This window comes from Pseudomonas inefficax, assembly GCF_900277125.1.
Taxonomy (GTDB): Bacteria; Pseudomonadota; Gammaproteobacteria; order Pseudomonadales; family Pseudomonadaceae; genus Aquipseudomonas; species Aquipseudomonas inefficax.
Genome location: NZ_OPYN01000108.1, coordinates 1 through 15298, shown reverse-complemented (window position 1 = coordinate 15298; position 15298 = coordinate 1). Strand labels below are relative to the sequence as shown.

General features: G+C 62.9%; 16 protein-coding genes. 13 read left to right on the top strand and 3 right to left on the bottom strand.

Annotated features, from left to right (window positions below; genetic code table 11):
• Positions 1–3: 3 nt before the first annotated feature.
• Positions 4–564 (bottom strand): carboxymuconolactone decarboxylase family protein, encoded by a 561-nt coding sequence (locus JV551A3_RS13480; protein WP_133971854.1) that lies wholly within the window; start codon positions 562–564, stop codon positions 4–6.
• 102 nt (positions 565–666) lie between these two features.
• Between JV551A3_RS13480 and JV551A3_RS13475 the strand changes: the two genes are divergently transcribed.
• Entirely contained in the window at positions 667–1578 is a 912-nt protein-coding gene (locus JV551A3_RS13475) for an AraC family transcriptional regulator (RefSeq protein ID WP_133971852.1), read from the top strand.
• Between the two features lie 91 nt (positions 1579–1669).
• Here the strand turns inward: JV551A3_RS13475 and JV551A3_RS13470 are convergent, their stop codons facing one another.
• Positions 1670–2209, bottom strand: a complete 540-nt coding sequence (locus JV551A3_RS13470; protein WP_133971850.1) for an RrF2 family transcriptional regulator — start codon at positions 2207–2209, stop codon at positions 1670–1672.
• Positions 2210–2468: 259 nt separating this feature from the next.
• On the opposite strand from JV551A3_RS13470, the gene JV551A3_RS13465 reads away from it, so the two are divergent.
• A complete protein-coding gene (locus tag JV551A3_RS13465; protein WP_133971848.1) occupies positions 2469–3671 on the top strand; it encodes an NAD(P)/FAD-dependent oxidoreductase in 1203 nt (400 codons plus the stop codon).
• Between the two features lie 231 nt (positions 3672–3902).
• The gene (locus JV551A3_RS13460; protein ID WP_133971846.1) at positions 3903–5528 is read left to right on the top strand and encodes a methyl-accepting chemotaxis protein; all 1626 of its coding nucleotides are present in this window, start codon (positions 3903–3905) and stop codon (positions 5526–5528) included.
• Positions 5529–5665: 137 nt separating this feature from the next.
• Here the strand turns inward: JV551A3_RS13460 and JV551A3_RS13455 are convergent, their stop codons facing one another.
• Positions 5666–7072 carry a purine-cytosine permease family protein gene (locus JV551A3_RS13455; protein ID WP_133971844.1) on the bottom strand — a complete coding sequence of 469 codons (1407 nt, stop codon included), beginning with the start codon at positions 7070–7072 and terminating at the stop codon, positions 5666–5668.
• A gap of 317 nt (positions 7073–7389) precedes the next feature.
• Between JV551A3_RS13455 and JV551A3_RS13450 the strand changes: the two genes are divergently transcribed.
• From JV551A3_RS13450 to JV551A3_RS13395, 10 genes are all read left to right on the top strand, one after another.
• Positions 7390–7875 (top strand): flavin reductase family protein, encoded by a 486-nt coding sequence (locus tag JV551A3_RS13450; RefSeq protein ID WP_112252633.1) that lies wholly within the window; start codon positions 7390–7392, stop codon positions 7873–7875.
• Between the two features lie 75 nt (positions 7876–7950).
• Positions 7951–8991 (top strand): LLM class flavin-dependent oxidoreductase, encoded by a 1041-nt coding sequence (locus JV551A3_RS13445; protein WP_025338791.1) that lies wholly within the window; start codon positions 7951–7953, stop codon positions 8989–8991.
• Between the two features lie 335 nt (positions 8992–9326).
• A complete protein-coding gene (locus tag JV551A3_RS13435) occupies positions 9327–9923 on the top strand; it encodes an amino acid synthesis family protein (RefSeq protein WP_003258678.1) in 597 nt (198 codons plus the stop codon).
• 68 nt (positions 9924–9991) lie between these two features.
• Entirely contained in the window at positions 9992–10825 is an 834-nt protein-coding gene (locus JV551A3_RS13430) for an alpha/beta fold hydrolase (RefSeq protein ID WP_112252635.1), read from the top strand.
• Positions 10822–12303 carry an aldehyde dehydrogenase gene (locus JV551A3_RS13425; protein ID WP_112252636.1) on the top strand — a complete coding sequence of 494 codons (1482 nt, stop codon included), beginning with the start codon at positions 10822–10824 and terminating at the stop codon, positions 12301–12303. The genes JV551A3_RS13430 and JV551A3_RS13425 overlap by 4 nt, the downstream gene beginning before the upstream one ends.
• A 12-nt stretch (positions 12304–12315) precedes the next feature.
• A complete protein-coding gene (locus JV551A3_RS13420) occupies positions 12316–12801 on the top strand; it encodes a flavin reductase family protein (protein ID WP_133971840.1) in 486 nt (161 codons plus the stop codon).
• Between the two features lie 152 nt (positions 12802–12953).
• Complete coding sequence (locus tag JV551A3_RS13410; protein ID WP_046617259.1) at positions 12954–13343, top strand: carboxymuconolactone decarboxylase family protein; 390 nt, start codon at positions 12954–12956, stop codon at positions 13341–13343.
• An 89-nt stretch (positions 13344–13432) separates the two neighbouring features.
• Entirely contained in the window at positions 13433–14179 is a 747-nt protein-coding gene (locus JV551A3_RS13405; protein WP_063913667.1) for a GntR family transcriptional regulator, read from the top strand.
• Between the two features lie 21 nt (positions 14180–14200).
• On the top strand, positions 14201–14764 hold the full coding sequence (locus JV551A3_RS13400) for an NUDIX hydrolase (RefSeq protein ID WP_133971836.1): 564 nt from the start codon (positions 14201–14203) through the stop codon (positions 14762–14764).
• 136 nt (positions 14765–14900) lie between these two features.
• Positions 14901–15298: hypothetical protein (locus JV551A3_RS13395; protein ID WP_133978783.1), on the top strand; the 398-nt coding region annotated here is incomplete at its 3' end.

Sequence of the window (15298 nt, the reverse complement as noted above, 5' to 3'; positions counted from 1 at the left end):
GGATCATGCAGAAGGTTGCCAGCGGTACTTGGCGAGCTCGTCATTGAGCGGCGTCTGGGCGAACACATTAGCAAAGTTGCACAGGGTTGCGAGGCTTACGCCCAGAATCACCTCCAGGGCATTGCCTTCACTGAAACCGGCGGCGCGGAAGGCCTGGTAAGTGGCCTCGCTGACATTGCCACGGGTGGCGATGACTTCGCGGGCGAACGCGGCCAGGGTTTCATAACGGGCATCGGGCAGCTCGCCACGGGCACGCAGGGCATCGACCACCTCCTGCGGCAGCTTGGCCTTGTTCAGCGCCACGGCCGTGTGGCCGGCCACGCAGAAGTCGCAGCCATGCTGGGTGGCGGCAATCAGCTGCACTACTTCACGCTCGGCCAGGCTCAGTTCGGATTTGCCGTTGAGTGCCGAAACGGTCACGTAGGTTTCCAGTGCCGCCGGGGCATTGGCCAGCACGCCCAGCAGGTTGGGGATGAAGCCGGAATTCTTCTGCGCGTTCTCGAGGAACGGGCGGGCCGCTTCCGGGGCGCTCTGCAGCGTGTGTAAAGTAATGCGTGGGGACATGGAGTGGTCTCCTTTGATGGGTGTCACTACAGTCTGTTGGTTATAAGAACTACCCTCCATATTCATCAGTCGCCTTTCCTTGCTCTAGAGTCTTTGCATTAGATGATTTCATCCAGCCACCTTGTCGATTGGTTATTAGAAGGCCTGGAGCTCGATGCCAGCCTGTTCCATGTGGGCCGCTACTGCGGCGGCTGGCACGCCAGCACCGAAGGCATGGGCAGGGCCAGCTTCCACCTGGTGGTGCAAGGGCATTGCTGGCTGCACATCGACGGCCAGCCCGAGGCACTGCGCCTGGAGGCCGGCGATGCGGTGTTCCTGTTGCGCGACCTCGGCTATCGCCTGGCCAGCGAGCAGGACCCGGCCAGTGCCTGCGCCCAGCCGCGCCAGCAGATGCAGGCCATGGACGTCGACGCTGTCGATGGCGTGGGGCTGGTATGTGGTTTCTTCCACTTCAGGCCGGGCTTGTCGGCGCTGATCGTCGACGGCCTGGCCGACTGGATATTGCTGCGCGCCGATGAACCGGCCGGCCATGCAGCGCGGGCGTTGTTCGAGCTCATTCTGGAGGAATGCCGGCGCGCCGCCGGGCCGTCACAGACGTTGCTGGAGCGGCTGACACACTTGTTGTTCCTGTATGTGCTACGCCAACAGGTGCATGCCGGGCAGTCATTGGGCGGGCTGGTCGCCCTCGCCCGGCAACCGGCGTTTGCCGGGTTGCTGGAGCAGTTGATCGAGCAACCGGGGCATGCGTGGACGCTGGAAAGCATGGCCGCCTGCACCGGGCTGTCGCGGTCGGCGTTTTTCAAGCGTTTCAATGAACTGGCCGGACAGTCGCCTGGGCAAGTATTGCTGGCGTTGCGCATGCGCCATGCCAGCCAGTTGCTGCGGGCGGGGCATACCGTGGAACAGGTGGGAGCACAGGTGGGGTATCAGTCGGTGGCGGCGTTTACCCGGGCGTTTGCCAAGGCGGTGGGGGTGCAGCCGGGGGCGTATCGGCGGCAGCATGAGGGGCGCTGAGCGGGTTATTTCTGTGCCGGCCTCTTCGCGGGCTCGCCCGCTCCCACAGGTACCCCACAGATTTCAGCAGAGGCCGGCACAGGCAACCCATTCAGACCTCGGTGAGCGGAATATCCCCTGCCCCTTTACCCTCCCGCCGCTCGCCCATCCAGGCATTGACCTTCTGCCCGAACTCGGCCGGCGCCTTGCGCCCGAACCGCCGCGCCAGGTCAAGGATGGTCTGCTGCGCCAGGGCCTCTTCCATGCGCTTTTGCGCCCCCAGCATCACCGCATGGATCGCGCACGTGCCCTCGATCGCCCAAGCCGGCGGCGAACCCTCGAACAGGCTGCAACGTTCGCGAATTTCGCGGCAGTCGAAGATCTTCTTCGGCCCGTCGATGGCATTGACGATATCCAGCACGGTGATTTCATCCGACGGCCGCGCCAGCCGGAAGCCACCGCGCACGCCCTCGGTGGCAGCCACCAGCCCGGCACGGGCCAGCTTGGTGAAGACTTTGGCCAGGTACTCCTGGGGTACCCCCTGCAATTCCGCCAGGTCGCGCACGCTGGAATCGCGCGAGTCGCCCCGCTCGTCCACCAGGAACAGCAGGCAATGGATACCGTATTCGACACCAGCACTGTAGAGCGACATATCTATCTCCGACCAAACTTGTCGCAAATGATACGCCTGTAGTACGTGCTCCGCAAAGTGCGCAGCTGCCGACGGTCGGCCGTTTTTATCCATTTTTCCCAGTAAATACGGCTATTCCGACCAGGAAGCGACGGTGCGAAATGTCGCCCTTCTGGAAAAAAGACTTGCAGGGACAAACTACGATCAATACAGTCGTAGTTATTCGAGAGGCACACCACCCGCCCTCGAAGCCCCCTTTCGAACCTTGCGGAGCACCTTCATGAAATCGAACATCCTCATCATCGGTGCCGGCTTTGCCGGTGTATGGAGCGCCCTGAGCGCTGCGCGCCTGCTCGATCAGGCCCAGCGTGCCGACATCAGCATCAGCGTCCTTGCTCCGCAGCCTGAACTGCGTATCCGCCCACGCTTCTACGAGGCCGACGTGCACGGCATGAAGGCCCCGCTGGGCGAGCTGTTCGAAGCGGTGGGCATTCACTTCATCCCGGGCAACGCCGAAAGCATCGATACCGAAGGGCGCAGCGTCAGCTACACCGACGCCCAGGGGCACCGCCAACAGATCACCTACGACCGCCTGGTCCTCGCCGCTGGCAGCCAGGTCGCACGCCCGGCAGTGCCTGGCCTGGCCGAACATGCATTCGATGTCGACCAGATGGAATCGGCCATGCGCCTGGAGCAGCATCTGGTCGGCCTGGCCACCCTGCCCGCTTCGCCTGCACGCAACACCGTGGTGGTCTGTGGTGGTGGCTTCACGGGGATTGAAACGGCTACGGAAATGCCTGCCCGCCTGCGCGCCATCCTCGGCGCCAGTACAGCGTTGCGGGTGGTGGTGGTCGACCGCGGTGCGCAGGTTGGCGCAGCGCTGGGCGCGGGTATCACGCCGTCGATCATCGCCGCCTGCAAACAGGCTGGGGTCGAATGGAAGACCGGGGCTTCGGTGGTGGCCGTCGATGCCAGTGGCGTTACCCTGGACAACGGCGACCATATCGCCAGCAACACCGTGATCTGGACCGTTGGCGTCAAGGCCAGCCCATTGACTGCACAGGTTGCTGGCGAGCGCGACAACTTCGGCCGGCTGAAAGTGGACGGCCATCTGAAGGTGCTGGGTCAGGACCATGTGTACGCCACGGGCGACACCGCCTGGGCCGCGGTGGACGAGCTGGGCAACCACGCCCTGATGACCTGCCAGCACGCCATCCCCATGGGCCGCCACTCCGGCAACAACGCCGCAGCCGACCTGCTCGGCCTGCAGCCGGTGGTGTACCGCCAGCCCAAGTACGTCACCTGCCTGGACCTGGGCGAATGGGGCGCGACGTTCAGCGAGGGTTGGGAGCGCGAACTGAAGCTGCATGGCCAGGAAGGCAAACACATCAAGCGGCAGATCAACTCTGTATGGATCTACCCGCCAGCGGCCGATCGCGCCTTGGCACTGGCCGCTGCAGACCCGCTGATCGCCATCGTCTGACCACGAAGCCTGGGCAAAACCGCCGCCTTATGGCGGTTTTGTCATTTGATGTCATGACATGAAATGACTGTTCGGAAATGATGGCCATATGGCATCATTTAAAGAAAAAGAATTCGAGAGGGTGAGAAACACAACTGAATCCGCAGCGCCTCCAGAGCCTGGCGCCACACCCGGTGCCCGGCCATCCGCCCAAGCTCCGGGGGCCTGCACGCCACCGTCAAGGAGCATGTCATGCAATCAAGGAATTTGAAGATCGGCATTCGCGCTGCCTGCGTGTTCGCCCTGTTGGGTATCCTGGTCCTGTTCATGGGCCTTGCCGCACTTTATGAAACCCGGCAGATGGACAAGGCCACGGACGAAATCCGGGTCAACTGGCTGCCGGCCGTAGTGGCGCTGAGCGAAATCAGCAGCAACCTTGGCCGCGCCCGTGCCCTCACCCTGCGCACCGCCCTGGACGACAACCCCAACGAACGCAGCCGCAACCTGCAGTTGCTCGATGATACCAATGCCAAGATGAAGGATGGCCTGAAGGCATACCAAGGCACCATCACCGCCGCTGATGACCGAGCCCTGTTCGACGCTTTTGATAGCGCGCACCAGCAATACCTCGAGCTGCAGACACGCGTGCTGCAGGACATTGCTGCTGGCCGCATGGAAAACGCAAAGCAGCAGATCACCGGCCCTCTGACCCAGCGCGCCGACAGCATGATGCAAGCCATGGCGGCGCTGATCGCCTACAACGGCAAAGGTGCCGAACAAGCCTCGCAACGCAGCAGCGACGTGGCTGACGAGGCGTTCATCGCGATCGTTGTCTCGCTGCTGGTGATCATGCTGGCCCTGATCGCCCTTGCCACCATGCTCACCCGCAGCATCGTCGTGCCGCTGGCCGATGCGGTGAGCGTGGCCGAACGCGTGGCAACCGGCGACCTGACCCAGGACATCCGTGTAATCGGCCGCGACGAACCAGCCTTGCTCCTGCGCGCTCTGGGCCGCATGCAGGGCAGCCTGCGCGACACCATCCGCAAGATCGCCGCCTCGTCCGACCAGTTGGCCTCGGCTTCGGAGGAACTGCACACCGTCACCGAAGACACCAGCCGCGGCCTGCACCAGCAAAGCGCGGAGATCGACCAGGCGGCCACCGCGGTCAACCAGATGACTGCGGCGGTCGAGGAAGTGGCGAACAATGCCGTCAGCACCGCCGACGCCTCGAAGGGCGCCGACCAGACCACCCGGGATGGCCGCGACCGGGTCAACCAGGCGCTGGCGTCCATCCAGCATCTGGTGGCTGACGTGACCGGCACCTCGGCCGAGATCGAACAGCTGGCCAACAATGCCAACGAGATCAGCCGCGTGCTGGACGTGATTGGCGCGATTGCCGGGCAGACCAACCTGCTGGCGCTGAATGCCGCCATCGAAGCGGCCCGCGCCGGCGAGGCGGGCCGAGGCTTTGCCGTGGTGGCCGATGAGGTACGCGCCCTTGCCCACCGCACCCAGCAGTCGACCGCAGAGATCGAGCAGATGATTGCCGGTATCCAGAACGGTACCGAGCGGGCGGTGACGGCGATGCACAGCAGCCAGGGCCGCGCCAGCGGCACGCTGGAGGTGGCGCAAGGCGCCGGTCAGGCACTGGAGGTGATTGCCGAGGCGATTGCCTCGATCAACCAGCGCAACCTGGTGATTGCCAGCGCTTCGGAGGAACAGGCGCAAGTGGCGCGGGAGGTGGACCGCAACCTGGTGAACATCCGCGACCTGGCGATGCAGACGTCGGCGGGGGCCAACCAGACCAGTGCGGCGGCGCAGGATCTTTCGCGGTTGGCGATAGATCTGAACGGCATGGTGGCGCAGTTCAAGGTTTGAGCTGAAAAAGCTGGGGCCGCGTTGCGGCCCATTCGCAGCGCAAGGCTGCTCCTACATACAACGCGATTCCTTTGTAGGAGCAGCCTTGCGCTGCGAATGGGCTGCAAAGCAGCCCCTGTTACAGCAACGCCAATCTCTCAGTCATTGACACTCACAACCCGCCCCGCCTTTTCGGCAGCCTTGCCCCGGGTCGCCAGGCAGTAGTACAACGGCACCGTCACCAGCAGGCCGAACAACCACGACAGGTCAGCCCCTTCGACGATATTGGAATACGGCCCCACATACAGCGACGTATTGGCAAACGGCAACTGCACCAGGATGCCGCAGGCATAGGCAACGATCGCGTGGTGGTTGAAGCGGCCATAGATGCCGCCGTCGGCACTGAAGATCGAGGCGATGTCGTACTGGCCCTTCTTGATCAGGTAGAAGTCGATCAAGTTGATCGACGCCCACGGCACCAGTACCAGCAGCAGTGCCAGGATCAGGCCGATGAACTGGCCGATGAAGTCCGCCGAGGCATTCAGCGCCACCATGCCGCAACCCACCAGAATCAACGTAGCCAGCACCACCCGCACCTTGATGCTCGGTGTCCACTCGGCAATGAAGGTCTGGATCGCGGTCACGATCGACAGCACCGCACCATACAGGTTGAGCGCGTTGTGGCTGATGATGTTGAGCAGGAACAGCACCATCAGGATCGGGCCCAGCCAGCCGGTGGCCTGCTTGACCGCGTCCATCGCATCGGTGCCTTCCGGCACGCACAGCACTGCCACCGCACCAAAGCTGAAGCACAGGATGGTGCCCAGGGTAGCGCCGAAGTAGGTAGCCCAGAACGGCTTGGCAATGCCCACCTCACGCGGCAGGTAGCGCGAGTAGTCGGAGGTGTACGGCGAGAAGCTGATCTGCCAGATGGTGCCCAGCGACACGGTGGCGATGAAGCCCGACAGGTTGAACGCGCCACGGCTGAAGAAGTCGGCCGGCAGTTCCTGAGCGAACATCATGATGAAGCCGGCCAGCAGCGCCGAACCCATCACCCAGGTACCGATGCGGTTGAGGATGTGGATGAAACGATAGCCGATCACACCGATGGCGGTGGCACTCAGCGCACCGATCACGATCGCGCCCGGCATCGGCACGCTCGGGGCAATGCCGTGAATGGTCTTGCCCGCCAGGACAATATTGGAAATGAAGAAGCCGACATAGATCAGCGCGGTGAAGAACACGATCAGCAAGGCACCATAGCGGCCGAACTGGCCGCGGCTCTGCACCATTTGCGGAATGCCCAGCTGCGGTCCCTGCGCAGAGGCAAGGGCAATGACCACGCCCCCGACCAGATGGCCCAGCACGATGGCGACCAAGCCCCACAACAGGTTCAGGTGGAAAACCTGGACCACCATGGCGCCGGTGACGATGGGCAGTGGCGCGATGTTGGTACTGAACCAGAGGGTGAACAGGTCGCGCGCCTTCCCGTGGCGCTCGGCAGGTGGAACGTAATCGACCGTGTGATTCTCGACAAACTGGTGTTGCGACGACGGTTGGGACATAGGATTCAGCTCGAAAGGTCGTTTTTATCGTTGTAAGGAAACCGCATCTAGGCGGCCTCTCAGCTGCGGACCATATTATGGTATTCCAAACTTTTGACAACACTGATCCGTAGGAAAAAACGCCCACTGATCCGCTCGCGCAAGCCCTGCGGCAAACCGTCACACCGCTCAAACCCACGGTATACGTGGGCTTGAGCCGTTCATCGCGCAATACCCTTGCTTGAAAATTCCGCTTGCAAAATAGGTATTACGGTATACCATCAGACACATCAACGATAAAAACCGCGGACCACCGCAGCCCTATAGAGGTACACCAGATGATCGACGCAACCATCTACAAGCAGGTTCTGGGCTCCTTCCCGTCCGGCGTTACCGTCATCACTACCCAGGACGACGACGGTTCGGTCGTCGGCCTGACCGCCAGCGCCTTCTCGTCCCTGTCGATGGACCCGCCGCTGGTGCTGTTCTGCCCCAACTACACCTCCGACTCCTACCCCGTGCTGATCAGGCAGAAGCGCTTCGCCATTCATCTGTTGTCCGGTGAACAGCAGGCCGAAGCCTACGCGTTCGCCAAGAAGGGCAAGGACAAGGCCAGCGGCATCGAGTGGTCCCTGAGCGAACTGGGCAACCCGATCCTGGCCGGTGCCACCGCGGTCATCGAATGCGAACTGTGGCGCGAGTATGAAGGTGGCGACCACGCCATCATGGTCGGCAAGGTGCACAACCTGATCGTCCCTGCAGAGGCGCCACGGCCGATGGTTTATTGCCGCGGCAAGATGGCCAGCCTGCCGGCCTTTGCCTGAAGCCTGTTCTGAATCGAGACCGCTGGCGCCAACCCTGCCAGGCGCCAGCCCCTTTCAAGCGTTGAGGAAAGCCCCATGAAATTTTCGTTGTTCGTGCACATGGAACGTTGGGATGAACAGGTCAGCCACCGCCAGCTGTTCGAAGACCTGACCGAACTGACCCTGATGGCCGAGAACGGCGGTTTCAGCACCGTATGGATCGGCGAACACCACGCCATGGAATACACCATTTCGCCAAGCCCGATGCCGCTGCTGGCCTACCTGGCTGCGCGCACCGACAAGATCCGCCTGGGCGCCGGCACCATCATCGCGCCGTTCTGGAACCCGATCCGTGTGGCGGGCGAATGCGCCCTGCTCGACGTGATCAGCAACGGTCGCATGGAAGTGGGCCTGGCCCGTGGCGCCTACCAGTTCGAATTCGACCGCATGGCAGGCGGCATGCCGGCCACCGACGGCGGCAAGGCCCTGCGCGAAATGGTGCCGGTGGTGCGCAAGCTGTGGGAAGGCGACTACGCCCATGACGGCGAAGTGTACAAGTTCCCGACTTCCACCAGTGTGCCGAAGCCATTCAACGCCACCCCACCGATGTGGATCGCCGCCCGCGACCCGGACTCGCACAACTTCGCCGTGGCCAATGGCTGCAACGTCATGGTCACCCCGCTGATGAAGGGTGACGAGGAAGTGCTGGACCTGAAGAACAAGTTCCAGGCCGCCCTAGACAACAACCCGGGCGTGCCACGCCCGCAACTGATGGTGCTGCGCCACACCCACGTGCACAGCCCGGCCGAGCCGGAAGGCTGGAAAGTCGGCGCCCAGGCCATCTCGCGCTTCTACCGCACCTTTGATGCCTGGTTCGGCAACAAGACCACCCCGGTCAACGGCTTCCTCGAGCCAAGCCCGGAATCGAAGTTCGCCGAAGTACCGGCGTTCGAGCTGGAGAACATCCGCAAGAACACCATGATCGGCACGCCGGAAGAGATCATCGCGCGTATCAAGTACTACCAGGAACTCGGCGTCGACGAGTTCAGCTTCTGGTGCGACAACAGCCTGCCCCACGCCGAGAAGAAGAAATCGCTGGAGCTGTTCATCAAGGAAGTGGTGCCCGCGTTCGCCTGATTTCCCATTACCTGAAACATTGCGGGACACGCCCGCTCCCGTGGGCCCTGTGGCTCGCGTGAGCGGGCTTTTTTTTGGGGATTGATCCGTTGCCTATACCGGCCTCTTCGCGGGTAAACCCGCTCCCACAGGTATGGCGCAGACCATGAAATCTGTGGGGTACCTGTGGGAGCGGGTTCACCCGCGAAGAAGCCGGTACAGGCAGCACAAAAATCAAGGCATCAGGCCACCTTTCGTCCCCCCGCAAAGAGAAATTTCCAGCCGCCTCTTGCACAACAAATATTATGGTATACCATCAGACAACAAGAGCTGATAACCCTCACCAGGAGCCACCCATGAGTTTCGAAATCCGCAAGATCGTCACCTACTCCGAAGAGACCCGCATCGAAGGCGGCAAGGCCACCGACAAGCCGGTGACCATGGTCGGCCTGGCCGTCGTGATCAAGAACCCATGGGCCGGTCGCGGATTTGTTGAAGATCTGAAGCCGGAAATCCGTGCCAACTGCTCGGACCTGGGTGCCCTGATGGTCGAGCGCCTGACCGCAGCCATCGGCGGCGCCGACAAGATCGAAGCCTACGGCAAGGCCGCAGTCGTTGGTGCCGACGGCGAAATCGAACATGCCTCGGCAGTAATCCACACCCTGCGCTTCGGCAACCACTATCGCGAAGCGGTACAGGCCAAGAGCTACCTGAGCTTCACCAACAAGCGCGGTGGCCCGGGCACTTCGATCCAGATCCCGATGATGCAGAAGGACGACGAAGGCCTGCGCTCGCACTACATCACCCTGGAAATGCAGATCGAAGACGCCCCGCGCGCCGATGAAATCGTCGTGGTCCTGGGCGCCTCCGACGGCGGCCGCCTGCACCCGCGCATCGGCAACCGCTACATCGACCTGGAAGAACTGGCTGCCGAAAAAGCCAACGCTCAATAACAACAACCAAGACGGGCCGGGGCGTGGCGTGCTTACCCGCCGCGCCCGACCTTCAAGGAGCGCCCTCCATGATTCAGCCTGTCGCTGAACGCACACCCGCCGGCACCAGCTACCTGTCCGTCGGCCAGGGCCAACCCGTGGTACTGATCCACGGCGTGGGCCTGAACAAGGAAATGTGGGGCGGTCAGTTCGTTGGCCTGGCCAATGACTACCGCGTCATCGCCTACGACATGCTCGGCCACGGCCAGAGCGCGCTGCCAGCCGCCGACATCGGCCTGGAAGGCTATGCCGCGCAGCTCGCCGAACTGCTCGACCACCTGCAGATCGCACAAGCCACCGTGATCGGCTTCTCCATGGGCGGCCTGGTCGCCCGGGCGTTCGCCCTCGGCTACCCACAACGCCTGGCGGCACTGGTAGTGCTCAACAGCGTGTTCAACCGCACCCCCGAGCAGAGTGCCGGCGTTATTGCCCGCGCCGCCCAGGCTGCGCAGATGGGCCCCGACGCCAACGTCGACGCCGCGCTCGACCGTTGGTTCAGCCGTGAATACAAGGCTGCCAACCCGGCGCAGGTCGCCGCCATTCGCCAGGTGCTGGCGAGCAACGACCCGCAGGGCTACCACACCACTTATTCGCTGTTCGCCACCCAGGACATGTACCGCGCCGCCGACCTGGCCAGTATCCAGGTGCCGACGCTGATCGCCACTGGCGAACTCGACTCGGGCTCCACCCCGGCCATGACCCGCCAGCTCGCCGCCAGCATTCCTGGTGCACGCAGCGTGGTCCTCGCCGAGCAACGGCATATGATGCCAGTGGAAGCACCGCGTGAAGTCAACAAGATGCTGCTGGACTTCCTCGCGCAAGCACGCACCCTCACCGAATCCGCCAAGGGGATTGTTGCATGACCCTCGTTCGTTTCCAGATGTGCATCGACGGCCAATGGCGCGATGCCCAGAGCGGCAAGACCTTCGACAGCCTCAACCCGGCCACCGCCCAGGCCTGGGCGCAACTGCCCGACGCCGACGAGGCCGATGTGGAGCTGGCCGTGCAGGCCGCCCAGCGCGCCTTCGACAGCAAGCAATGGCGCAGCATCACCGCCACCGCGCGCGGCAAGCTGCTGCGTCGCCTGGGTGACCTGATTGCCGAAAACAAGGAACACCTGGCCCAGCTGGAAAGCCGTGACAATGGCAAGCTGATCCGCGAAACCCGCGGCCAGGTCGGCTACCTGCCAGAGTTCTTCCACTACACCGCAGGCCTTGCCGACAAGCTTGAAGGTGGCACCCTGCCGCTGGACAAGCCCGACCTGTTCGCCTACACCGTGCACGAGCCGATCGGCGTGGTGGCCGGGATCATCCCGTGGAACAGCCCGCTGTACCTCACCGCAATCAAGCTGGCCCCGGCCCTGGCCGCCGGCAACACCATCGTGCTCAAGCCGTCCGAGCACGCCTCGGCGACCATCCTCGAACTGGCCCGCCTGGCCCTCGAGGCCGGCTTCCCGGCCGGTGTGGTCAACGTGGTCACCGGCTACGGCCCCAGCACCGGCGCGGCGCTGACCCGTCACCCGCTGGTGCGCAAGATCGCCTTCACTGGCGGCGCCGCCACCGCCCGCCACGTGGTACGCAGCAGCGCCGAGAACTTCGCCAAGCTGTCGCTGGAGCTGGGCGGCAAGTCGCCGAACATCATCTTCGCCGACGCCGACCTGGACAGCGCCATCAACGGTGCCGTGGCCGGCATCTATGCCGCCTCCGGGCAAAGCTGCGTGGCCGGCTCGCGCCTGCTGGTGCAGGACGAAATCTTTGACGAGTTCGTCGAACGCCTGATCGCCCGTGCCAAGCGCATCCGCATCGGCAACCCGCAGGACGACGCCAGCGAAATGGGCCCCATGGCCACCGCACAACAGCTGGCAGTGGTCGAAGGCCTGGTGGCCGCGGCCAAGGCCGAAGGCGCCAAGCTGCACATGGGTGGCAAGCGTGCCGAGGTCGAGGGTGACGGCTGGTTCTACGAGCCGACCCTGTTCGAGTGCGACAGCAATTCGATGACCATCATGCAGGAAGAGGTGTTCGGCCCGGTTGCCGCGGTCATCCGCTTCAAGACCGAGGAAGAAGCCCTGGCCATCGCCAACGACTCGCAGTTCGGCCTGGCCGCCGGCATCTGGACTCGCGACCTGGGCCGTGCCCACCGCCTGGCCCGTGACGTGCGTTCGGGGATCATCTGGGTCAACACCTACCGTGCCGTATCGGCCATGGCGCCGATCGGCGGGTTCAAGAACAGCGGCTACGGCCGCGAGAGCGGCATCGATTCGGTGCTGGCTTATACCGAGCTGAAGACGGTGTGGATCAACCTGTCCACCGCGCCCATGCCCGACCCCTTTGTCATGCGCTAGGAGATTGCGCCCATGATCGAACCAGGCATCTACAAAGACGTGATGGGCTCCTTCCCGTCCGGCGTCACGGTGGTCACCACCCTCGACGCCGACGGCGGCATCGTCGGCATCACTGCCAGCGCGTTCAGCGCGCTGTCGATCGACCCGGCGCTGGTGTTGTTCTGCCCCAACTACGCCTCCGACACCTACCCCATCCTGCGTGACAGCAAGCAGTTCGCGATTCACTTGCTGTCCGCCGACCAGACCGCCGAGGCCTATGCCTTCGCAGGCAAGGGCAAGGACAAGGCCAAAGGCATCGACTGGCACCTGAGCGAACTGGGCAACCCGCTGCTGGTAAAGGCCACGGCGATCATCGAGTGCGAACTGTGGCGCGAATACGACGGCGGTGACCACGCGATCATCGTCGGTGCGGTGAAGAACCTGGTGCTGCCGGCCGAACCGGTAACGCCGATGGTGTACCACAAGGGCAAGCTGGGCGCCCTGCCGCCCTTGGGCTGATAGACCTTGAGCTCGGCGTTGGCTTCTTCGCGGGCTCGCCCGCTCCCACAGGTACTGCGCAGGCTTCAGCACCTGTGCAATCCCTGTGGGAGCGGGCAAGCCCGCGAAGAAGGCAAACACCGATGACCCTGTTTTGATCCGGAGTACTGCCCATGAGCAATGAAAAGTACGAAAAAGGCCTGCAGATCCGCACCCAGGTGCTGGGCGAGGACTACGTCAACCGCTCGATCCAGAACGCCGACGACTTCACCAGGCCGTTGCAGGAGCTGGTCACCGAATACTGCTGGGGCCACGTCTGGGGCCGCGAAGGCTTGTCGCTCAAAGAGCGCAGCATGATAAACTTGGCCATGATTTCCGCGCTCAACCGGCCCCACGAGCTCAAGCTGCACATTCGCGGCGCCTTGCGTAATGGCCTGAGCCGTGAACAGATTCGCGAGATCCTGCTCCAGGTCGGCATTTATTGCGGCGTGCCCGCGGCGGTGGACAGTTTCCGCCTGGCCCGCGAAGCGTTCGCTGAAGCCGATGCGGAGTCAACCCGTTAACACCGGGCTGTTCGAACCCACGCAAGGAGCACCCAGGTTCGTGGTGCTGTTGCGGTTGCGGCCGGGCAGCCTCTTTAAGAGCGCACTTGATGAAACGCCAGCCACTCGACGACAGCTTCAAGGTCAACCGCAACCCCGTTACCCTGCGCGAAATCGTGCTCGACAAGCTGCGCGCCGCGATCATGAACTTCCACCTGCTGCCAGGCGACCGCCTGGTCGAGCGCGACCTCTGCGACCGCCTCGGCGTCAGCCGCACCTCGGTGCGTGAAGCCCTGCGCCACCTGGAGTCCGAAGGCCTGGTGGAGTTCGCCGACGCCAAGGGCCCGCGCGTGGCCATCATCACCCTGGAAGACGCGCGCGACATCTACGAGCTGCGCTGCGTGCTCGAAGGCCTGATCGTGCAGCTGTTCACCCTCAACGCCAAGGCCAAGGACATTCGTGCCCTGGAACGCGCGCTGGAGGTCAACCGCGAAGCCCTCGAGGAAGGCGAGCTGCAACAGGTGCTGGATTCGGTACAAGGTTTCTACGATGTGCTGCTGGAAGGCTCCGGCAACCAAGTGGCGGCACAGCAGCTGCGCCAGTTGCAAGCGCGCATCAGCTACCTGCGCGCCACATCGGTGTCGCAGGAAAACCGCCGCGGCGCCAGCAACCGCGAAATGGAAAAGATCGTCGAGGCGATCAAGAGCGGTGACCCGCTGGTTGCCCACCAGGCCTCGGTCGACCACGTCCGCGCCGCCGCCAAGGTGGCTCTGGACTACCTGCGCCAGAAGCAGGATGACAACGTCAAGGTGCGCGACATGGTCGAGCCCTTGGCCCTGAAGGATCCACGCATATAAGCCACCCACAGGCCGCTGATCATGCCCAACGCCCCGCGCTACTGCCCGCACTGCACCACGGAACTGGCCCGGGGCGTTCCCACAGGCGACACCCACGAACGCCTGCACTGCACCGGCTGCGGCTTTATCCACTACATCAACCCGAAGATCATCGCCGGCTGCATCATCGAGCGTGATGGCAAGTACCTGCTGTGCCAGCGCGCCATCCCGCCGCGCCCTGGCACCTGGACTTTGCCGGCCGGGTTCATGGAAGCCGGCGAGACCACCGAGCAGGCCGCACTGCGCGAGGTCTGGGAAGAAAGCGGTGTACGCGCCGAAATCGTCTCGCCGTACTCGATCTTCAGCGTCCCGAAGATCAGCGAGGTCTACATCATCTTCCGCGCCATCGCCACCGAAGAAACCGGGCAGTACGGGCCGGAAACGCTGGCGTACAAGTTTTTCGAGCCAGATGAAGTCCCTTGGGATGAAATTTACTACCCGGCGATCCGGCAGATTCTCGAGCGCTATATACTCGAGCGGCAAGCCGGGGTTTATGGCATCTACATGGGTAATGACGACACTGGCAAGGTGCATTTCATGCGCTGAAGACGCTATTCGCACCTCAGCATAATTCAAACTTCAATCGTGGCAGAACTGCTCATCGTTAACCTGGCATTTCTGCCAGTATGACGGTCCTTCCCCAATTCATACACTCCTCTGAAATGATTAGAGGAGTGCACACGTGCGCATATCACTAGCGATAACTGGCTTGCTGACCGCCGTTGGTTCTTATGCAACAGAGCATCAGGCAGACCAAATATTTCTTCACACGGGTGCCGTGGCTAAAACAGCGCCAGCCGCCTGGATCACTCAACAATGGCCTGTTGAGATTGCTGCCAGGCAACTAACTACCAACACAGATAAATTGAACTTGACGCTTAGCGGCGGGGTGCGTCTGGTAGCGCAAAAATTGAGTGCGCGTCTGCTTGAGGATGGCAGCCTGACATGGCATGGCTTGTTGGGCGAGGCAGGTAAAGAGCCTGCTGCTGCAGGTACGCTGGATAACGCGCTGCATCGCATCATTCTTGTCAGCACCAACGGACGCATAACTGGCACGTTGCGCTGGCAACACCGTACCTA